At 64.2% G+C, this 21,212-nt stretch carries 15 protein-coding genes; 9 read left to right on the forward strand and 6 right to left on the reverse strand.

All coding sequences use genetic code 11. From position 1 onward, the window contains the following. Positions 1-197: 197 nt before the first annotated feature. From QQS38_RS20425 to QQS38_RS20445, 5 genes are all read left to right on the forward strand, one after another. Entirely contained in the window at positions 198-1,700 is a 1,503-nt protein-coding gene (locus tag QQS38_RS20425) for a DUF1254 domain-containing protein (RefSeq protein WP_479647171.1), read from the forward strand. Positions 1,701-1,766: 66 nt separating this feature from the next. After that, positions 1,767-5,597: a DUF748 domain-containing protein gene (locus QQS38_RS20430; protein WP_479647172.1), complete on the forward strand. Its 3,831-nt coding sequence runs from the start codon at positions 1,767-1,769 to the stop codon at positions 5,595-5,597. 404 nt (positions 5,598-6,001) lie between these two features. Further along, positions 6,002-6,580: a hypothetical protein gene (locus tag QQS38_RS20435; RefSeq protein WP_479647173.1), complete on the forward strand. Its 579-nt coding sequence runs from the start codon at positions 6,002-6,004 to the stop codon at positions 6,578-6,580. Between the two features lie 286 nt (positions 6,581-6,866). Further along, positions 6,867-7,973, forward strand: a complete 1,107-nt coding sequence (locus tag QQS38_RS20440) for an esterase/lipase family protein (protein WP_479647174.1) — start codon at positions 6,867-6,869, stop codon at positions 7,971-7,973. A 3-nt stretch (positions 7,974-7,976) separates the two neighbouring features. Then, on the forward strand, positions 7,977-9,023 hold the full coding sequence (locus tag QQS38_RS20445) for a lipase secretion chaperone (protein ID WP_479647175.1): 1,047 nt from the start codon (positions 7,977-7,979) through the stop codon (positions 9,021-9,023). A gap of 36 nt (positions 9,024-9,059) precedes the next feature. Here QQS38_RS20445 and pdxR read toward each other — a convergent pair whose 3' ends face one another. Next, on the reverse strand, positions 9,060-10,589 hold the full coding sequence (gene pdxR / locus QQS38_RS20450) for a MocR-like pyridoxine biosynthesis transcription factor PdxR (protein ID WP_479647176.1): 1,530 nt from the start codon (positions 10,587-10,589) through the stop codon (positions 9,060-9,062). Positions 10,590-10,705: 116 nt separating this feature from the next. Here pdxR and QQS38_RS20455 point away from each other — a divergent pair, with 116 nt between their 5' ends. From QQS38_RS20455 to QQS38_RS20470, 4 genes are all read left to right on the forward strand, one after another. Then, complete coding sequence (locus QQS38_RS20455; RefSeq protein WP_479647177.1) at positions 10,706-11,800, forward strand: ABC transporter ATP-binding protein; 1,095 nt, start codon at positions 10,706-10,708, stop codon at positions 11,798-11,800. A 167-nt stretch (positions 11,801-11,967) separates the two neighbouring features. Continuing rightward, complete coding sequence (locus QQS38_RS20460; protein WP_479647204.1) at positions 11,968-12,963, forward strand: ABC transporter substrate-binding protein; 996 nt, start codon at positions 11,968-11,970, stop codon at positions 12,961-12,963. Positions 12,964-13,141: 178 nt separating this feature from the next. Continuing rightward, positions 13,142-14,407, forward strand: a complete 1,266-nt coding sequence (locus QQS38_RS20465; protein ID WP_479647205.1) for an ABC transporter permease — start codon at positions 13,142-13,144, stop codon at positions 14,405-14,407. A 111-nt stretch (positions 14,408-14,518) separates the two neighbouring features. Continuing rightward, positions 14,519-15,355 (forward strand): ABC transporter permease, encoded by an 837-nt coding sequence (locus QQS38_RS20470; RefSeq protein WP_479647178.1) that lies wholly within the window; start codon positions 14,519-14,521, stop codon positions 15,353-15,355. A 104-nt stretch (positions 15,356-15,459) separates the two neighbouring features. On the opposite strand, the gene rhaS is transcribed toward QQS38_RS20470, so the two are convergent. The 5 genes from rhaS to QQS38_RS20495 all read right to left on the reverse strand — a co-directional run bounded on the left by rhaS (position 15,460) and on the right by QQS38_RS20495 (position 21,091). Next, on the reverse strand, positions 15,460-16,467 hold the full coding sequence (gene rhaS, locus QQS38_RS20475) for a rhamnose ABC transporter substrate-binding protein (RefSeq protein WP_479647206.1): 1,008 nt from the start codon (positions 16,465-16,467) through the stop codon (positions 15,460-15,462). Between the two features lie 91 nt (positions 16,468-16,558). Next, positions 16,559-17,566, reverse strand: coding sequence for an ABC transporter permease (locus QQS38_RS20480; RefSeq protein WP_479647179.1), 1,008 nt, complete (start codon positions 17,564-17,566; stop codon positions 16,559-16,561). Next, a complete protein-coding gene (locus QQS38_RS20485; protein ID WP_479647180.1) occupies positions 17,559-18,602 on the reverse strand; it encodes an ABC transporter permease in 1,044 nt (347 codons plus the stop codon). The genes QQS38_RS20480 and QQS38_RS20485 overlap by 8 nt, the downstream gene beginning before the upstream one ends. Beyond that, a complete protein-coding gene (locus QQS38_RS20490) occupies positions 18,599-20,158 on the reverse strand; it encodes a sugar ABC transporter ATP-binding protein (protein WP_479647181.1) in 1,560 nt (519 codons plus the stop codon). Before QQS38_RS20490 ends, QQS38_RS20485 begins: the two co-directional genes overlap by 4 nt. A 15-nt stretch (positions 20,159-20,173) precedes the next feature. Further along, positions 20,174-21,091: an amidohydrolase family protein gene (locus tag QQS38_RS20495; RefSeq protein WP_479647182.1), complete on the reverse strand. Its 918-nt coding sequence runs from the start codon at positions 21,089-21,091 to the stop codon at positions 20,174-20,176. Between the last annotated feature and the right edge of the window lie 121 nt (positions 21,092-21,212).

Consider the following 21,212-nt stretch of genomic DNA (forward strand, 5'->3'; position numbering starts at 1 on the left):
TTAAAACGGCGGGCGCAAGTGTTGCGGCTTTATCGTCGAGTTTTGGTTGATCCTTGCTTAGCGGCCGAGGATACGATACAACGCTCTCGCGATTCGAATGAGAATCGACGTGGCGCGAGATCCTGGCCGGCTCGAGCGCCGTACAACGGCGAAGGCGGAGTTGCCCGCCCGATGCCCTCGTAAAACAGACCGTACACATGACAACAAAAACTCGAAACCTCAAGCTGCCCGCGGGGGCCTGCTCCTGGCTGGCGTGCGTCGCCGCCGTAGTCTTTGCCGGGTGCGCCGCGCCGGTCAAGGCGCCGCCTCCGCCGCATGCGACGGGCTGGACTCAAGACGAAGTCGTGGATTCCTACGTGTTCGGCTATCCGCTGGTCGTGATGACGACTGCGCGCGCCGCGGCGTTGGCGGGGGCCGGCGCAGGCACGGATGCGGGCGCGGTGCTCAACACGTTGCACCCGGTGCCCGTGACGACGACGGAAGGCGACGGACGGCCGCCGCTGGCGGACGTCGACACGCTATCTGCGAACGCGTGGCTCGATTTGTCGCAGGAACCTGTCCTCGTGTCAGTGCCCGAGACGCATGGGCGCTTCCTCGATGCCCGCGTGCTCGATATGTGGACGAACGTGGTCTGGTCGACGGGGCCGACCGCCAACACCCGGACCGGGGCGCCCAAGCCGCAGACCATCGCGCTCGTGCCGCCGGGCTGGGATGGCCAGTTGCCGTCGGGCGTGGTGCGCGTCGCGGCGCCAGGCAAGAATCTATGGCTTGGCGTGCGCATCGCCGCGCTCGATGCGAGGGCGGTGCAGGGGGCTCGCCGGTTGGAGAACGAGGTGCGCGTCGCGCCCCTGTCGGCGTATCTCGCCCACGAACACGAACGCCATGCCGCGCGCGGCAAGCACGCGCAGCGGGGTCGCCGCGCGGGCCAGGCCGATGCCGCGGATGCGAACGAAAGCGTCGCCGAGGCATTGGCCGGTCTTGCCGCGAACGCTGCGGCCGTCGCTCAACTCGATGCGAACGCTTTCTTCGGCAAATTGGCCGATGCGCTGCGCGACAATCCGCCAGCGTCCGACGATGCCCATGCCGTCAAGGTGCTGGCCGATATCGGGGTGACACCGGGGGAGGCGCCGCATTTTCCCGCCGGCTCGACCGATGCGATCGCAGCGGGCGTTGTGGAGGGTTTCAAGCGGGTGCAGACGCCGCCGGTCAACGCCATTTCGGGCAACGGTTGGAATTGGCTGGGCGAGAGCGTGGGCCATTACGGCGACGACTACGCATTGCGGGCCTACGCAACCTATGCGCATCCCGGTGTCGCGACCAAGCAGGATGAAGCGTTCCCGACCGCCTTGGTTGATGGGGCGGCCAAACCGCTCGACGGCGACCGCACCTACGTGATGCATTTCCCTTCCAAGGCGCTGCCGCCCGTGCGCGCCTATTGGACGATCACGCCTTACACGCCGAACGGCGAATTGGCGTCCGGGCGGCTGCCTCGTTACTCGATCGACTCGCACGATCGTTTGCGTCGCAATCGCGATGGCTCGATCGACGTCTATGTATCGTCGAAGCCACCGGCTCGAGCGCATCAGTCGAATTGGCTGCCCGCGCCGCCAGGGCCGTTCGAACTCGTGATGCGGCTATATGCGCCGCAACCGAGCGCGACCGATGGCAGTTGGCTGCCGCCGAAGGTCGAATCCCGATAAGCGAAACACTGGGCGCGACGCCCATCTCAACGGAGCGGGGCAAGCGAGCGTGAACGGAGCGGTGCGATGACGAACGAACCGAAAGGCGGCGCGCTGGCCCGTTTCGGGGAAACGATGCGATCGCGCGGCGCGCGGCGCACCGCGATCGGCGTGGTGATTGCCATCGCGTTGTATGGATTGCTGGGCTTTTTCGCGGCGCCGCCGCTCATTCGGCACCTCGCCGAACAGCAGCTCACGCAAACGCTCGCGCGGCCTGCATCGATCCGCCGGGTGGCGCTCAATCCGTACACGCTGCGCCTCGAAGTCGATGGCCTGCGCATAGGCGAACGCGGCGGCCCGGGCGAGTTCGCCGCCATGGAGCGTCTGGTCGTGCGAGCATCGTGGATGACGCTGCTGCGCTTTGCGCCGATCGTCACCGAGTTGCGGATCGATTCACCGCGGGTCAACCTCGTGCGCTACGACGCACAGCGTTTCAACTTCAGCGATATCGTCGAGAAGTTTGCGAAACCGTCGAAGCCGCAAGCGGGACCGACCTTGTTCTCGGTCTCGAACATCGCGGTCGAAAACGGCCGCGTCGATTTCGACGATCGCCTGCTCGGCATGCGCCATGTCGTCGAGTCATTCTCCTTAGGCGTGCCGTTCATCGCCACGCTGCCGGCGCAGGCCGACATCTTCGTCGCGCCGCGCTTGTCCGCGCGCGTGGACGGCAGCCAGATCGAAATCCGAGGGAAAACCAAGCCGTTTACGAAGACGCGCGACTCGGACGTGGCCGTCACGTTCGATGGGCTCGATGTGCCGCGCTTGCTGTCTTACGCGCCGGCCAAACTCCCGCTGGAAGTGCAAAGCGGCAAGCTGGCCGGCGATCTGAAGTTGCGCTTCGTGATGTCGGGCGACAAACCGAGCTTGACCGTCTCGGGCACGGCCGATTTGACCGATGCCCGCATCGTCGACTCGGCGCACGCGCCGTTTTTCTCGGCCCATGCGTTGCATGTGGCCGCGGCGGCACTGCAGCCGCTCGCGGGTGTCTATCGCTTCGACGAAATCCGACTCGATCAGCCCGCGCTGCATTTGATGCGCGAGCATTCGGGCGAATTGAGCATTGCGCGCGCGTTTGCTCCGGCGCGCGCGTCTGCGCCCAAGCCGCCCGCAACCGTCGGCGAGCCTGCGACGCGGGCCGCGAGCGCTACCTCGGGTGCCGCCTCGGCGGGGGCGTCCGCGCCCGATGCGGCGTCTACGCCTGGCGAGATCGTCGCCGCCACGCCAGCGCCCCTCGATGTGTCGATCAAGCATTTTGCGTTGAACGACGGCAGCGTCGCGCTAGAGGATCGCAGGCCGGATCGACCCGTCGCGCTCGATTTGACCCACTTGAAAGCGACGCTCGACGATTTCTCGACGCTTGGCGCTGCCAAGGCGCGCTACGTCGTTCAAACGGCGCTCAAGCAAGGCGGCAGTATCGGGGCAACGGGCACGCTGGCATTGGCTGCGAAGCGCGCCGACGCCACCCTGTCGATCGTAGAGTTGGCCTTGCCCATCGCACAGCCCTATTTGGACGGTGTTACGCGTGCGCGCATCGCGGCCGGCCGGCTGGGCGCATCGCTCTCGCTCGACGCCGACTGGTCGCGTCCCGCCGCCGAAGCGCGCGTGGGCGCAGGAGAACTGACGCTGAAAGCGTTGCAGGTGACCGGCCCCGATGCGGCGAAGGGCGCTGCGCCCGACATCGCGCTGGCGAAAGGCCGCGTCTCGCTCAAAGGCATCGATGTGGCGGCCCGCACCGCGGACATCGAGCGTATCGAAGCAACGGGGCTGTCGGTGACGGGCACGCGCGACAAGAACGGCCGCATCAGCTTGACACGGCTGGCCGAGCCGCCGGAATCCACACCGCATCCGAAACGGGCCGAGGCGACCGCCGCCGGCCCGGCGCGGCGCGAGCGCGAGCCCGATCGCGGCAATGCAGCGAAACCGGCGACTGCGGCGCAAGCCGCGCAAGCAGGCTGGCGCTACCGGATCGGCGAACTCGCGGTAAGGGACGCTTCCGCCGATATCACGGACGAAGCCGCGCCGCGCCCTGTGAAACTGCACCTGGCCCCCCTTCAACTCGACGTGCGCAACGTCACCGAAGACCTGCGCAAGCCGCTTGCGGTCAAGCTGGAGGCTTCGCTCAACGGCAAGGGGACGCTTGATCTCGAAGGCGACCTCGTGCCGGTTCCACTCGCCGCCACGCTGACGGTCCAGGCGAATCGGCTCGATCTTTCACCCTTCGAACCGTACTTCGGCAGCCGGCTCAATGCAAAAATCGCGGCCGCTCAGTTGAACGCGCGGGGGCAATTGAAGGCCTCGACGCCCAAGAGCGGCGTCGCATCGTACGCGTACCGCGGTGGTGCGGCGCTGGTCGACGTCCGTTTGCTCGACCGCACCAACGCGGCGCCGCTCGCAGGGTGGGGCACGCTCGGGATCGGCGGCATCAACGCGCGCTACGACGAACACGGCGTCAATCTCGACATCGCCCGCGTGACGTTTGCGCGGTTCTTTGGGCGCGTCTTGCTCGATTCGAACGGCAAGCTGAATCTGAACGACGTGCTTGCCGAGGGACGCGCTGCATCGGAAGCGTCCGCGGAACCCAAGCAAAAGGCATCGACGACGACCGCGCACGTGCAGACCGCCCCGCCCACGGGGCCGGCCTCGACGCCGCTGCACGCCCGCATCGGCCAGGTGGTGTTGCAGCAAGGCCATGTGAACTACACGGACGACTTCGTCAAGCCGAACTACACGGCCAACCTCGTCGACATCACGGGGACGATCGGCACGTTCGGTACCGATATCGCGGTTCCTGCCCCGGTCGACATCAGCGCAAGCTTGGCGGACAACGGTCCGATCGCCATCCGCGGCACGGCCAACCCGCTCGCGCCCAAGCCGACGCTCGATCTGAGCGCCAGCGCGCACGACATCGGCTTGAAGAATCTCACGCCCTATTCGCTCAAGTACGCCGGCTACCCGATTACGCGCGGCAGCCTGAACGTCGATCTTCATTACAAGCTCGAAAACGACCAGTTGACGGCGCAGAACCATCTCTTCATCGACCAGCTGACGTTCGGCGAACATGTGCAGAACGATACCGAAACGCACTTGCCCGTGCGTCTCGCGATCGCGCTCCTGAAAAACTCGCGCGGTCAGATCGACGTCAACATCCCTGTTTCGGGATCGCTGTCGAATCCGCAATTCAGTTTGGGCAGCCTGATTTGGAGCGCGGTGGTGCATCTGATCGAGAAGGCGGTCACCGCGCCGTTCTCGCTGCTTGCGAACGCGTTCGGAGGCGGCACGGGCGGCGAGACGAGCGCCGAACAACTGCAATTCATCGCTTTTGCCCCGGGTTCCGCGGCGTTGACCGATCGGTCGCGCGAGAAACTGGATACGCTTGCCAAGCTGATGAACGACAAGACCGCGGTCAAGCTCGAGCTGAGCGGGCGCGCCGACGCGAATGTCGACATGTCTGGGCTTCGGCTCGCTTATGTCGACGATCTCGTCAAGCAGGAAAAAGCGAAGGCGACGACGAGCGGCGGGCAACAGGTCGATCCGTCCACGGTGACGTTGACCTCCGACGAGTACAGCCGTTATCTGAAGGAGGCGTACAAGAACGCCGATTTCAAGAAGCCACGCAATTTTGTCGGCTTGACCAAGACGCTGCCCGATGAGGATATGAAGCGAGCCCTGGCTTACCACGCACCGGTCGACGATACGAGTTTGCACGCGCTAGCGGAGCAGCGTGCGAAGAACGTGCGGCAGTATTTGATCCAGAAGGTCGACGCCGGCCGCATCACGATCGGGCCGCCCCACTTCGGGACCGAAGGGATGAAGGATAACGGCCCCTCGACGCGTGTGGATTTGACGCCGGTCGGCTGAGCGCGCCGCGACGGTGCCGCGCCGCCGGAGGCGGCGCAATCCCACATCGCTTCCGTTGGCTTGCGCACAAGTATTACGAGACGCTGCTAGACCACAGGTCTAGTTGTCCTTCATTTCACTTCAACCACCTAGGGAGGCGTTCGATGTCCATCACCACGCTTACTGCCGTCCCGAACGTGGCACCTGCTCCTCGGGGCGATATGCGACGCTGACGTCGCTTCTTCTCGCCGTGTTCCGCCGGGGTTTCCCGGCGCGTAAACCGGCTCTCGCATTCTCCTAGTCAATGCGCCGCGATAAGCGGCGCGCCGTTGTCGTCGGCGCTGAGCCTTCCGGGTCGCGCCGCGCAGCGTTTGTTCATTGATTTTTCGCATCCCTGGGCGCGCCGCGCCCAGGGCGGAGCGCCTATGAATCACAAGAAAATCGATCTTGGCGGACGCACGTTCAAAGACGTCTTCGGCTTCGCCTTCACACATTGGAGCCGCCAGCGGCATCGCATCGCTGCGATTATCGTTGTGGCGCTGTCGACCGCGGCGGCCGACATCATGACGCCCTGGTTCGCGCGCCATCTCGTCGATGCACTGGCGCGCGCGGGGCTGGGCAAGGCCCATGCCTTGTATGCGGTGCTCGCGCCGTTCGCGTCGTTGATCGCTCTGGCTTTGGCCGGTGCGCTGCTGCGCTATTTCACCTACTTCAGCATCACCGGTCTCACATTGCGGATGATGAGCGACATTGCGGACGATGCCTTCCACCGCGTGCAGAGACTGTCCCCGGCGCGCGTCGACGCTTGCCGCGGAAGCTTGAATCTCGCGCGCCGGGCGAAGCGGGCGGCCGATGTGAGTCGGCCGTTCGTTTATGCCGATGCAAATGTCGAGGCCGATGCCGATGCGATGCGGTGTGACGAGGGCGGGCCGCTGATTGCGGTCGACGAAGTCGTGCCCCATCGGCATGTGCACGCCCATCGATATGGACGGTCGTCCGCATAAGCGAATTCGTAGTTCGATGTAATGCGAATTTTCGTCGATAGTTCAAATCAGAATTTTTTGTTATTGCTGTTTTGGTAATCAAAACGAAAGAAATCGTACGTTATCCGATAAACAGATTAGTGATACCTGTCTAAATCAAGAGAAATCCTCTTACGCAAAATCCCGTTTGCTGCTTCACTCCAAGGCGCTGAATCCGTGGTGGCCGAGCCTTTCATGGCCGTACTGTTTTAAAACATCGTTTGAATACAACCCGTAATTCGCGCGAATGAAAATTGGAGAAAACGGTATGACTGGGTCGTTAACCAAGAAGATTTTGACCGCATTGGCGGCGTGCACGGTCGGTAGTGCATCGCTCACCGGTTGGATCGTATCGGCCGCATTGATTTCGTCGACGCAACCGGGCCTCGCCTACGCCGACACCGCGCAAGCGGTCGACAACTACGCCTCGACGCGGTATCCCATCGTGCTCGTGCACGGCCTGTCGGGCACGGACCGCTATGCGAACGTGCTCGATTACTGGTACGGCATCGCATCCGATCTCGAGTCGCACGGCGCGAACGTCTATGTCGCGAATCTATCGGGCTTCCAAAGCGATCTAGGGCCGAACGGGCGGGGAGAGCAACTGCTTGCGTACGTCCAACAGGTGCTGGCCGCGACGGGCGCGCCCAAGGTCAATTTGATCGGTCATAGCCAAGGCGGCTTCAGCGTGCGATACGTGGCGGCGGTGGCGCCGGAGCTCGTCGCGTCGGTGACGACCATCGGCACACCGCACCGCGGTTCGGAATTCGCCGATTACGTCGCAGATGTGCTCGCGAAAGACCCCACGGGCTTGGCCGAGCCGCTGATCGGCAAGTTCGCGAACCTGCTCGGCACGCTCTTTAGCAGCAACTTCAATACGAATCAGGATGCGATCGCCGCCTTGACGGCGCTCACCAGCACCGGGGCGGCGCAGTTCAATACCGCCGTGCCGAGCGCGGGCTTGGGCGCGCCCGGTTCGTGCCGAACGGGGGCGCCGACCGAGACTGTCGACGGCCATACGCATTACCTGTATTCATGGGCGGGCAGCGCGATTGCGCCGGCTTGGTCCGCGCTCGGCTTGCGCGGCGCGAGCGATTCGAGCGTATCGGGTCCGCTCGACTGGGCCAACTTCGCAGACCCGTCCACGCTGACGTTGCTAGGCTCGGGCACGGTCATGATCAACCGCAATTCCGGCCCGAACGACGGCCTCGTCTCGGTTTGCAGTGCGCTGTTCGGCCAAGTGCTGAGCACGAGCTATCACTGGAATCACGTGGACGAGATCAACCAAGTGTTGGGCGTGCTCGGGCAAAACGCGGAAGATCCCGTTGCGGTCGTTCGCACCCATGCGAACCGTTTGAAGCTCGAGGGGCTGTAACCGATGAGGCGCCCGGCCGATGCAAGCAAGGCGGTTTATACATGCGTACTGCTAGGTCTCGTCGGCATCGCCGCCGCTGCCGCGATCCGCTATCTCGATGCGCCGGCCCGGGCCTCGCGAGCGAGCGCGCAACGCGCCACGCATGTGCTGGTGCCGCCGCTCGCACGAGCGGCGCTGCCCGCATCGGCTCCCGCTACGCTGCCCGTCTCGCTCGCGGGCTCCACGCCCCCTCGGTTGCCGCTCGATGCGCGGGGCCATCTGCTCAAAGCGCGCGGCGTGCGCGACTTCTTCGACTACTTCTCGACCGCGCAAAACGAGTTGTCGCCCAGCGCGTTGGACGCGCTCGTGCGCGCGCAGATCGCCGCGCAATGGGATGGCACGCCGGCGCAATCGGAAGCGCTCGACCTCTGGCAACGGTATCGATCGTACCGGCAGGCGCTCGTTCGTCTGGGCGCGCTGGCCGCGCCGGTCGGGTCGAACGACGCGGACAGCGCCAGCGGGCCGCAGCTCGATGCAATGCAGTTCGCGCTCGACGAGCGAGCGTCGCTGGCGAGCCGCATGCTAGGCGCGGATTGGAACGAGGCGTTCTTCGGCCCCGATTGGCGACGTGGACGCACGATGATCGAGCGCCTGCGAATTGCGCGCGATCCGACGTTGACGGCCGAGCAAAAGGCCGCTCGCTTGCAGGCGCTCGAAGCGTCGATGCCCGCCCAGGAACGTGGCGCAAACGAGCGGGGGCAGCATGCGCGCGCAACGGTCGATACGATTGCTCGGCTCGAGCGGCAGGGTATGACGGATGACGAGTTGCGAGCGAAGGCCACGCAGGCGCTCGGCGCGCAGGCAGCCGAGCGAGTGGTCCAAATGCGGCGGGACGAGGACGCTTGGCGCGCGCAGTACGCGGACTACGCGGCGCAGCGCGCGGGCATCGATGCGATGGGCCTCGCGCCGGGAGAACGTGAAGCGCAGCTTGCGCGGCTGCGCGAGCGTATGTTCGCGACTTCGGCGCAGCGGCTGCGCGCCGCATCGCTCGATCGCGCGGACGCTCATTGAGCATCGCGTGGTGTGGGGGCGCGGCGCGCCGCATCCTCAAGCGACTTGCTTCGCGCCTGCAGTCATATGCTGTTCGATTACGCGCGCGAGCGTGTCGAACGCCGGCCCGATGCGAGCGTTCGGCACGCAGGCATAACCCAGCAACAGCCCGCGGCGTGCGACGTCTTCGCTGCTGTAGTACGCTGCCAGCGGCCGCACGATCACGCCCGCTTCGAAGGCCGCAGTCGTCACGGCGCGATCGTCCGTCGTGTCGGGCAGCCCGAGCACGAGGTGTAGCCCGGCTTCGTCGCCCATCACGGGCAGCGTGTCGCCAAAGCGCGTGGTGATCGCATCGATCAGCATTTGCCGGCGCTCGCCATACAGCGCGCGCATGCGCCGTACATGAGAGGTGAGATAGCCGCCCAGAATGAATTCGGCCAGCACGGCTTGATGCATCAACTGCCCCTCGCGATACAGCTCCGCCACGCCGGTGCGGAACGTTTCGACCAAATGCTCGGGCGCGACCATGTAGCCGATGCGCAACCCCGGATAGAGAATCTTGCCCAGACTGCCCACGTAGATGACGCGGCCCGCATCGTCCAGCCCTTGCAGCGATGCAATCGGCCGGCTGCCATAGCGAAACTCGCTGTCGTAATCGTCTTCGACGATCCACACCTCGTGCTGGCGCGCATATTCGAGCAAAGTGCGCCGCCGTGCGAGGCTCATCACCATGCCGAGCGGATACTGATGCGAGGGCGTCACGACCGCGAGGCGGGGCGGCGCATGCGGTGCGGCTTGCGCGAGCTCGAGCGGGTTCAAGCCTTCGCCGTCGACGGGAATCGGCGCCAGCTCCAACCCGGCCGATTGCAGCACGCTGCGCGCGCCCCAGTAGCAAGGCTCTTCGACCCACGCGCGATCGCCGACGTCGGTCAAGAGCCGGACGGCGAGGTCCATCGATTGATGTATACCCGTAGTGATGATGATCTGGTCGGGCGAGCATTTGACCGAGCGCGCCACGCGCAGGTAATCGGACAACGCGCGCCGCAACGGGCGGTAGCCGCCGCCGGGCGCATAGGTCAGCAAATCGGGGTTGGCTTCCTTCCATAGGCGGGCCTGCAAGCGGCTCCACGTGCGTGCGGGGAACTCGGTCACGTCGGGCACGCCGGGCATGAAAGCGCCCCATTGCTTGGGCGCCACGCCCGCGCGGCCGATCAGACGCCTGCCGCGGGTGGACAGGCTCGCGTGGGCGCGGTTTTCCCGCGCGGGACCGGGCTCGCTCGCGCGCACGAGCGTGCGCGGCCGCACGGCTGCGGCATCCGGTCGCGTGTCGGCCACATAAGTGCCGCTGCCCGTGGTTGACAGCACATAACCTTCGGCGGTCAATTGGTCATATACGCGCAGGACGGTGTTGCGTGCGATGTCGAGATCTTCCGCCAGCGTTCGGGAGCTGGGCAGCTTCGTGCCGGGCGCGAGTTGCCCGGTCAGAATGGCGTGCTGGACGAGGCGCAGCACCTGGCGGTACATGGGCTCGGGGGCGGTGCGCTCGAGCCGGGCGCCCAGCCAGTCCGACAGAATGATCGTATCCAAAGTGGTTCCCTTCGGAATAATGAAATGGTTCCGTTGCGTGGAACCGTAAACGATTATATTGGATCGCAAATGAAATGCGGTGCTCGCATGTCGATGGAGCCAATCGGAGGTAGACGATGAAATCGGATCAAGTGATCGTGAGTTTTCGCGGCGTGCGCAAGACGTACGACGGCGAAACGCTGGTGGTGAAGTCGCTCGACCTCGACATCTACCAGGGCGAATTCCTGACGCTGCTCGGTCCGTCGGGGTCGGGCAAGACGACTTGTCTGATGATGCTGGCGGGATTCGAATTCCCGACGGGCGGCGAGATCCGGCTCGATGGGCAGTTGCTCAACACCGTGCCGCCGCATAAGCGCAACATCGGCATGGTGTTTCAGAACTACGCGCTGTTTCCGCACATGACCGTGGCGCAGAACGTCGCTTACCCGCTGACGGTGCGTAAGATGGACGCCGCGGAGCGCGCGGACCGCGTGGTCGAAGCGCTGAAGATGGTGCGCATGGAAAGTTTCGCCAAGCGTTATCCGGCGCAACTCTCGGGCGGCCAGCAACAACGGATCGCGCTTGCGCGGGCGCTCGTGTTCGCACCGCGGCTCGTATTGATGGACGAACCGCTGGGGGCGCTCGACAAGCAACTGCGCGAGCATATGCAGTACGAACTCAAAGCGCTGCACGACAAGCTTGGCGTGACGTTCGTCTACGTCACGCACGATCAGGGCGAAGCGTTGACGATGTCCGACCGCGTCGCCGTCTTCGACAAGGGCGTCGTTCAGCAATTGGACACCGTCGACCGGCTTTACGAAACGCCGTGCAATGAATTCGTGGCGAACTTCATCGGCGACAGCAATCGCTTGCAAGGCACGATCTCGGAGATCGACGGCGAGTTTTGCCGTCTGCGGCTGCGCGACGGCACGCACGTCGTCGGCCGCAACGTGGGCAACGCGAGGGCGGGCGAGCAAGCGGTCGGCTGCATTCGCCCCGAGCGCTTGCGTTTGGCCTCGCACCCCGAGGCGCGCCAGGGCGGCAATGCGCTCGCGAGCGAAGTGCGCGGCCTCATCTATTACGGCGATCACGTGCGGATGCGCTGCGCGGTGCCCGAGCAGGACGAATGCTTCGTCAAAGTCCCGTTGGGCACCGAAGCGCTCGGGACGTTCGTGCCCGGCGCGCCCGTGGCGCTCGAGTTCGCCCCCGAGCATTTGCGTATTTTCGCGTGACCGATAGCGCGGGCGGATAGCGCCGCTCGCGAGTAGAAAGCAGCGCCCTGTCCCCGGTTTGGCGGACGCATTGACGAAAGTCCACGTAGAGGAGAACCCAGATGAAGACGAACACAAAACTTGCGCGCCGTACCGCGGTGACGCTGGCCGTCGCTTGTTTGTCGACGATGCTCGGTGCCGCAGGCGCCGGCGCCGCCGAGCTGACGGTCGTGAACTTCGGCGGTGCGAACGCCGACGCGCAGAAGGTGGCCTACTACCAGCCGTTCGAGCAAAAGACCGGCGATAAGGTGACGGCCGTCGAGTACAACGGCGAAACGGCCAAGATCAAGGCGATGGTCGAAGCCAAGCACGTGAACTGGGACGTCGTCGAAGTCGAATCGGGCGACCTGGGCCGCGGTTGCGACGAAGGGCTCTACGAGAAGCTCGACTGGTCCAAGATTGCGAAGAAATCCGAGCTGATTCCCGAATCGCCGAGCACTTGCGGCGTGGGCTTTTTCGTTTGGTCGACGGCCATTGCATACAACGCCGACAAGCTGAAGACGGCGCCGACTGGTTGGGCCGACTTCTGGGACGTGAAGAAATTCCCCGGCAAGCGTGCGTTGCGCAAGGGCGCGCGCGGCAACCTCGAATTCGCCTTGATGGCCGACGGCGTCGCGCCGAAGGACGTCTACAAGGTGCTGGCGACGAAAGCCGGCCAGGACCGCGCGTTCAAGAAGCTGGACCAATTGAAGCCGAACATCCAGTGGTGGGAGGCGGGCGCACAGCCGCCGCAATTCCTGGTCGCGGGCGACGTCGTGATGTCTTCCGCGTTCAACGGCCGCATCGACGCCGCGCAGCGCGAAGGCAAGAACCTGAAGGTGGTCTGGAACGGCAGCATCTACGATCTGGACTACTGGGTCATTCCGAAGGGCTCCCCCAACAAGGCGCTCGCCGAGCAGTTCATCGCCTACTCGATCTCGTCCAAGCCGCAGCAAGCGTATGCGCAGCACATCGCATACGGCCCTGCGAACCGTGACGCGATCAAGTCGCTCGATGCCAAGACCCTGTCCAATTTGCCGAATTCGCCGGCCAACGGCAAGAACGCGGTATTGCAGGACGCCGCCTTCTGGACCGATTACGGCGACGAGCTCGAGCAGCGCTTCGCGTCGTGGGCGTCGAAGTAATGCACGCAGCGACGGCGGCGCCGGCAATGTAGCCGGTTCCGCCGCGCAGTAGGAAGTTGAGCATTTTTGCGCTCGAACGCCGCGCCGCCGGGAAACCACCGCCCCGCTGCGCGGCGCCGGAGCGCAGGAAGCACGAGGCAGGAAGCAAGAGGCAAGGCAGGAGACAAGCGTGCAAACGATGACGATTTCGAGCGAGCCGGGCAGCGCATCGACGGCGACGTTGAAGCGGGAATTGAAGGCGGCGCAGGCGCGCAAGCGAGCGGCGGCGTTGCTCTTGATCGCGCCGCTGGCGATCTTCCTGTTTTTGATTTTCGTCGTACCGATCGCCGCCCTGTTGACGCGCGCGGTGCAAAACCCCGAGGTAGCCGACGCGCTACCCAAAACCGTCGTTCAGCTTCACGCGTGGGATCGCAAAAGCGAACCGCCGGTGGCCGCATATGTAGCGCTTGCGACCGATTTGGCCGCTGCGCAGGACGGCGAAGTCATGGGCGGCTTGGCGCGGCGGCTCAACGTCGAGATCCCGGGCTACCGGTCGCTCGTGGCGAAGACGGCGCGAGCACTGCCTTTCGCCGACGACGCCGGCCATCCGCTCGCGCTCACCCCCGAGCAAATGCGTACGAAGCTGATCGATCTCGATGCGCGCTGGGGTGAAGCGCGTTACTGGCGCGCAATCGCCAAGAACAGTTCGCATTATTCGCCGTTCTATATGCTGGCTGCGCTCGATCATCGGCAAGACGCGTTCGGCCATATCGAGCGCACCGACCCCGATCAACGCATCTATTTGAGCGTGTTCGGCCGCACCTTCGTGATCGGCGCGGTGGTGACGCTGGCGGCATTGTTGCTCGGCTATCCGCTTGCCTATTGGATCTCGACGTTGAGCGAGCGCCGCGCGAACCTGGCGATGATCCTCGTGCTGATTCCGTTCTGGACATCGATTCTCGTGCGCGTGGCGGCATGGATCGTGATCTTGCAGACAGAAGGGCTCGTGAATCACTCGCTACGCGGGCTCGGCTTGATTCACGCACCGTTGGAATTGCTCTTCAATCGCACGGGCGTCTACATTTCGATGACGCACATCCTGCTGCCGTTCATGATCTTGCCGCTCTATAGCGTGATGAAGTCGATTCCGAAGACATATCAACGTGCGGCCGTTTCGCTCGGCAGCCACCCGTTCGCGGCATTCTGGCGTGTCTATGTGCCGCAAACGTATCCCGGCATCGGCGCGGGTGCGTTGCTCGTCTTCATCCTTGCGATCGGCTACTACATCACGCCTGCATTGCTGGGTGGCCCTAATGATCAGATGGTGAGCTACTACGTCGCTTATTTCACGAACGTGACGATCAACTGGGGCATGGCGTGCGCGCTCGGCGGCCTCTTGCTTGCCGCGACCCTTGTTCTTTACGCGGTGTACGGCCGGTTCACGCGTGGGCAACCGAGCCTATGAGTTCACGGTTGCTTGCGATGAGATCGATCATGTCGACCCTTTCGGCGTCCGTGGCGTTCTCGACCGATATACCCCTGATGCACTCGTGAGGCCTTCGAGCCGGAGCCGACGATGAAACTTTCGAAACCTTTGTTCGCCCCGCACACGTCGCTCGTCGAGCGCGGATGGTACTTCCTGCTGCGCGGCTTGGCCGTGCTCACGCTGTTGTACTTGATATTGCCCGTGCTCGCGATCGTGCCGTTGTCGTTTTCGTCCAGCACGTTTCTCGCCTATCCGATCCCGGGCTGGTCGCTGCGCTGGTATCAGAATCTCGTCATGTCCGACGAGTGGCGTCTCGCCGCGAAGAATAGCTTCATCGTGGCGCCGTCGGCCACGGCGCTGGCCACGGTGCTCGGCACGCTGGCCGCACTGGGCCTCGCGAAGGCGAATTTTCGTGGAAAAGCGATCGTCATGGCCGTGTTGATTTCGCCGATGATCGTGCCCGTCATCGTCGTGGGCGTGGGCATGTATCTGTTCTTCGCGCCGCTGGGGCTGGCCAATACGTACATCGGCCTCATCATGGCGCATGCCGCGCTCGGCGTTCCATTCGTCGTGACGACGGTCGGCGCGACGTTGCAGGGCTTCGACGGGAACCTCGTGCGTGCGAGCCTCTCGCTCGGCGCGAATCCGACGCGCACGTTCTTCCGCATCACGTTGCCCGTGATCGCGCCGGGTGTGATTTCGGGGGCTTTGTTCGCGTTTGCGACTTCGTTCGACGAAGTCGTCGTGACGCTATTTCTCGCGGGCGCCAATCAGACGACGCTGCCGCGCCAAATGTTCACCGGCATTCGCGAGAACATCACGCCGACGATCGCGGCGCTCGCGACCATCCTCATCGTCTTTTCGACGGCGCTGCTGCTCGCGCTAGAATGGCTGCGCGGCAAGAACGCGGCGCGCGCGGTGGCCTGAGATACGGTCCCCTGAGGCATTCGACGGCCGTCCCCTTCGCCGCCCGCACCAGACGGCGGCAAAGGTCCCAGCCCGTTGCGGGCCGGACCTTGCACGCTGGCTAATCAGAAGTTGAACTGATCGATATTGCTGGCGTTGAAGGTCTGCGGCGGCCCGAGAATCACCTCGCCGTCTCGACCGATCGTACGTGTGCCGAGCTTGCCTGCCGAGAACGTTTCGCCAGGCTTGCCCGTGATCACGCCCGAGGCGAGGTTGGCTGCGGCATAAGCGGCCAAATAACCGAGCTGGCCCGGGTCCCACAACTGAAATGCCGTGACGGTGCCGTTTTTGACGAACTCGCGCATCTGATTGGGCGTGCCGAGGCCCGTCACGGCCACCTTGCCCTTACTCGGTGACGACGAAATATAACGCGCGGCGGCCGCGATCCCGACCGATGTCGGCGCAATGATCGCCTTCAGATTCGGATAGGCCTGAAGCAATCCCTGCGTTTCAACGAAAGACTGTTGATCGTCGTCGTTGCCGTACGCGATCTTGACGAGCTTCATCTTCGCGTATTGCGGCTTCGTCAATTCCTCCTTCATCCATTTGATCCAAGTGTTCTGGTTGGTCGCATTCGGCGTCGCCGATAGAATCGCAAACTCGCCTTCATTGCCGATCAGACTCGCCGCCAGCTGAATCTGGCCGCGCCCGATCGCTTCCGCGTTCGTTTGATTGACGAAGATCGTGCGGCCCGCCGCAGCCGTATCCGAATCGAACGTCACCACTTTGATGCCGCGGGCCATGGCGCGCTTCAAATAGGGAACGACGGCGTTGGGATCGTTCGCGGCGATCACGATCGCATCGACGTGCTGCGTGGTGAGCGTGTTGATGTATTGAACTTGGGAAGATGCTCCCGCATCCGATGGGCCCACCACTTTGCCTTCGCCTTTGAAATCCTTGATGGCGGCCATGCCGCCATTGTCGGCAGTGACCTCGTAGGGATTGTTGATCTGCTTGGGCACGAACGCGATTTTCAGGCCTTCCTTGATGCTCGCCGCCCCGGCCGTGGCCGCGAGCCCTAGCAGTAAGCCGGCCAAGATCGCCGCGGTCGCGGCGCGCACAGGTTTATGCATCATCTGTCTCCTCGTGAATCGTCTCACATGAACGAGCGGTCGGCCGAAGCTCGCCGCTCAAGGTATCGCTCTTGCCTTGCGCCACATTCCGTCAACGTTTTGCCGCGACGCTCAGCTTATCCTTACGCGCCCGCCAGCCGGCGGCGAGATTCGGGATCAGGACGGACGAAAGCAACAGCAATCCGGTCACGATCGTCAGCGTTTCGCTCGAAACGTCGACGAGCGTCAACGCGTTGCGCAGCACACCGACGATCAACAGCGAGAGCAGCACCCCATAGAGCGAACCGCGTCCGCCGAAGATGCTGACACCGCCGAACAGCACGGCGGCAATGACCGCGAGTTCGAAGCCTTCCCCGTTGTCGCCGCGCGCACTGGTGAAGCGCAACGTGAAGATGATGCCGGCGATGGCGCTGACCGCGCCGGACAGCACGAATAGCCGTAGCTTGATCTTGCGTACATCGATTCCGGAGAAGCGGGCGGCCGAGGCGTTCGCGCCGATGGCGTATAGGCTGCGCCCGAAGGGCGTCGCATGCAGCACGACACCGAACAGCGCCGCGCCCGCAATGACGATGACGAACGGCAGCGGGATCAATGTGGGGCCGAGGGTGTCCATGCCAAACGCCGTATACGAGGCCGGGAAGTCCGCCACGGCTCGGTCGCCGAGTAGGACATAGGCAAGACCGCGAAACAGGGCGAGCGTGCCGATCGTCACTGCCAGCGACGGCAATTCGAGACGCACGACGAGCCACCCGTTCAGCAGGCCGGCCGCCGCGCCGCCGACGATGACGAGCCCCATGACGCCCGCCATCGGCAAACCCGCATGCCAGAGCGCACCCATCAGCGCGCTCGATGCGCCGAGCACCGAGGCCACCGACAAGTCGATCTCGCCCATGACGATGATCAACGTCATGGGCATTGCCATGAGCGAGATCTCGGTGATGTCGAGCAGAATGTTGCCGAGATTGTCGGGATTGACGAACACCGGCGAGAGCAGGCGCCCGAACGCGAGGGAGCCGACCAGAATCACCGTGAGCAGCGCTTCCCACGAGACGGGCACGGAGCGTTTGTGCGCCGTATTGCGCGAGGTGAAGTTAGCCATGGTCGCGTTTCCTCAACATGCGTTTGGCCAGCGAACGGGCAATCAACGTGTCGGTCGCTACCGCGGCGACGATCAGCGCGCCTTGGATCGCTTGTTCCCAAAACGGCGAGATGCGCAGCACGACGAGCGCGATGCCGATCACGCCCAGCACGAGCGAGCCTAGGGTTGCGCCGAGGATCGTGCCGGCGCCGCCCGTGATGGCGACGCTGCCCACCACCGCCGCGGCGACGACCTGCAGTTCGATACCTTTGGCCGTGCTGGCGTCGACGGTGCCGAAGCGCGCGAGCCACAATGCACCCGCGAGCCCGGCAATTGCACCCGAAATCAGAAAGCCGCACATCACGCGGCGCTCGACCTGGATGCCTGCCAAGCGCGCCGCTTCGGGGTTGGAGCCGATCGCGTAATGCTCCCGTCCTGCGCGAAACTGCTTCAGGTAAACTCTCAACCCTGTCAATACGATGGCGGCGATCAGCGCGAGGGTCGGGATGCCCAGCACCGAACCGGTCGCGAGCTTCGAGAACGCGTGGGGCAGGCTGCTCGCATTGATCTGTCCGCCACTGACCCATGCATAGTCGGCCCCGCGGAAGATATACAGCGTCGACAGCGTGGCGACGAGCGACGGCACGCGCCCGATTGCAACGAGCGCGCCATTGATGAAGCCAGCGAGCACCCCGATCGCGACGCCCGCCGCCAGCGCGACGATGACGGGCAGATGCGGGAAGGCGACGAACAACGATCCGACGGCGTAGGCGCTGACGCCGACGACCGAGCCAACGGAAAGATCGATGTGGCGCATCAGCATGACGACGGTCATACCCGCGGTCAGCAGGCCGACGATCGACACATTGAGCAGGACGTCCTTGAGGTTTTGAAGGTTGAGAAACTGCGGACGCGCCGTTGCCGTGCAAACGATCAATGCAACGAGCACCACGAAGAGCGCCGTTTCGCGGCGCTTGGTCAAGGAGGCTAGCCAGCCCGAGGCAGCGGGCGCAGCGGCAGGGGTGTCCCGATGCATCGTATTGACGTGAGGGGTCATGCCGCTCGCCCCAAATGGGCGTCGGCCTGTCCGAGCGCGGCGCTCATGATGCGCTCTTCGCTTGCGTCGGCGTGTGCGATCTCGGCGCTGATGCGCCCTTCGTGCATCACGAGGATGCGGTCGGCCATGCCGATCACTTCGGGCAACTCGCTCGATATCATGAGCACGGCCATGCCGCCGCTGACGAGATCGGACAGTGCGGCATAGACCTCGGCCTTCGCGCCGACGTCGATGCCGCGCGTCGGCTCGTCGACGATCAACACTTGCGGGCCCGTCGCGAGCCATTTGCCGAGAACGACCTTCTGTTGATTGCCGCCCGACAGCGTTGCCACGGGCGCATCGAGGTCGGTCGCTTTGAGCCGAAGACGTGCGCCCCACTCGCGCGCGAGCGATACTTCGCGCTGCCGCGAAATGAGACCGAAGCGCGTGAGGCGGCCAAGCACGGTCATCGACGCATTGCGCGCGATGCTCAGTGCGAGTGCTAGGCCTTGTTCGCGGCGGTCTTCGGGCACCATCGCAAGGCCCGCTGCAACTGCGAGATCCGGCCGGCCGAGCGCGATGCGCCGATTCGCCACGCGAACCTCGCCGTCGTCGAGCGGGTCGATGCCGAAGATGGCGCGCGCGACTTCGCTGCGGCCCGCCCCGACGAGCCCCGCGAGCGCGACGATCTCGCCCGCCCGCACGTCGAACGACACATCCTTGAACACGCCGACGCGTGTGAGTCCCCGCACCGACAGCTTGACCTCGCCGGGTTCGAGCTGCGCCTTTGGGTAGAACGTGTCCAAATCGCGGCCCACCATCTTGGCGACGATCTTCGCGGTCGTCATCTCGGCGGTCGGCGCATCGAACACTTTTGCGCCGTCGCGCATGATCGTCACGTGCTGTGCGAGCACGAAGACCTCTTCGAGCCGGTGGGTTATGAATAGGATCGCCGCGCCGCGATCGCGCAGTGCGCGCACGATGGCGAACAGCCGTTCGACCTCGGGCAGCGAAAGCGCGGCCGTCGGCTCGTCCATGATCAATACGCTTGCGTTCAGCGATAAGGCCTTCGCAATCTCGATCACCTGTTGATCGGCGATCGACAGACCGCGCACCCATTGTTGCGGTTTCAGATCGACGCCGAGCGCGGCAAGCAGGTTCGCGACTTCACGATGCATCGCGTCGTAATCGATACGTCCGAACCGATCCACGGGTTGGCGGCCCATGAAGATGTTCTCTGCGATCGACAGATCGAAGAACAGCGTGGGCTCCTGATAGATGACGGCGATGCCCGCATCGCGCGCATCGGCGGGCGTTGCGAAGCGCCGCGCGACGCCGTCGATCCGCAACTGCCCCGCATCGGGCATGTGCGCGCCGGCGAGGATCTTGACGAGAGTCGACTTGCCCGCGCCGTTTTCGCCGAGTAGTGCGTGGACCTCGCCCGGCATGAGGACGAGATTGCCGTCGACGAGCGCGCGCACGAGTCCGAACGACTTGCTCGCGCCGTGCAAGGCGAGGCGCGGCGCCGGTCGCGATGTGTCGTTTGTGTCCAAAGTCCTCTCCGTCGTGTTTTGCATCGCGTTGCGTCGCGATCAGATCCGATAGATGCGCTCGGCGTTGCCCCGGAACAGCGCGGTGCGTTCGGCCTCGCTCGCGCCCTGGACGATGCGCGCATACGCGTTCCACAATTCCTCATACATGCCGAACAGACGATCGATCGGGAAATTCGAAGCGAACATGGCCCGCTCGGCGCCGAATGCGTCCAGCGCTTCGAGGACATAGGGCCGCAGGCTCTCGACCGTCCATCGGTGGTCGAACATGGCAAGCCCGCTGATCTTGAGCGCGACGTTCGGGCACGCCGACAGCGCCCGCAGTCCATCGCGCCATGCACGGTATCCGTCGACGCTGTTGCGATCGACGAACATGCCCGTATGGTTCAGCACGAACTGCGTATTCGGATGGGCGCGCGCAAGCTGCACCGCATCGTGCATTTGCGACGGGTAGAGTTGCAGATCGAACGAAAGGCCATAGCGGTCCAGCAAACCGAAGTTTTCGCGCCAGACCGGATCGCGCATGAAGTGCCGATCGACGTAGCCGTAAAGGGGATCGGCGTGCACATTGAGAATCTGCCGGATGCCGCGCGTATTGGCGAACGCGGCGTGCCCTGCCAGCGTGGCTTCGACGTTGGGCGCAGATAGGTCCGCCGCGGCCACGATCGCGATCGGCAGCGCAACGGGCGAGCGGCCCGCAGCATCGGTCCCGCCCGCGGCGTCCGACAGCGACTGCAGCCAGCGCGTTTCCTCGACCGGGTCGGCCGGATCGTGATTGGCTTCGACATGAACGACTTTGAGGACCTCGATGGAGCCGGCTTCCCGCACTAAATCGCTCGGCATGTAGTCGTGCCGGAGCCGCTTCGCATCGCCCACGAACGACGTGCCGGGATGCGCAAGCCAAGGGTAGTGGTGCGTACCCAAGTCCCAGAAATGCACGTGCGGATCCACTACTTGCATCGTCTCGTCTCCACTCGTTATGTGTGCTTCTCGATCCGGCATCGGTAGGTTGCAAGGACTATAAATCGCCGTGCGATAACAAACCAATCCGTTATCATCATTGGGCGATCCATAAAGCGAA

The organism is Trinickia sp. Z7 (assembly GCF_056498045.1).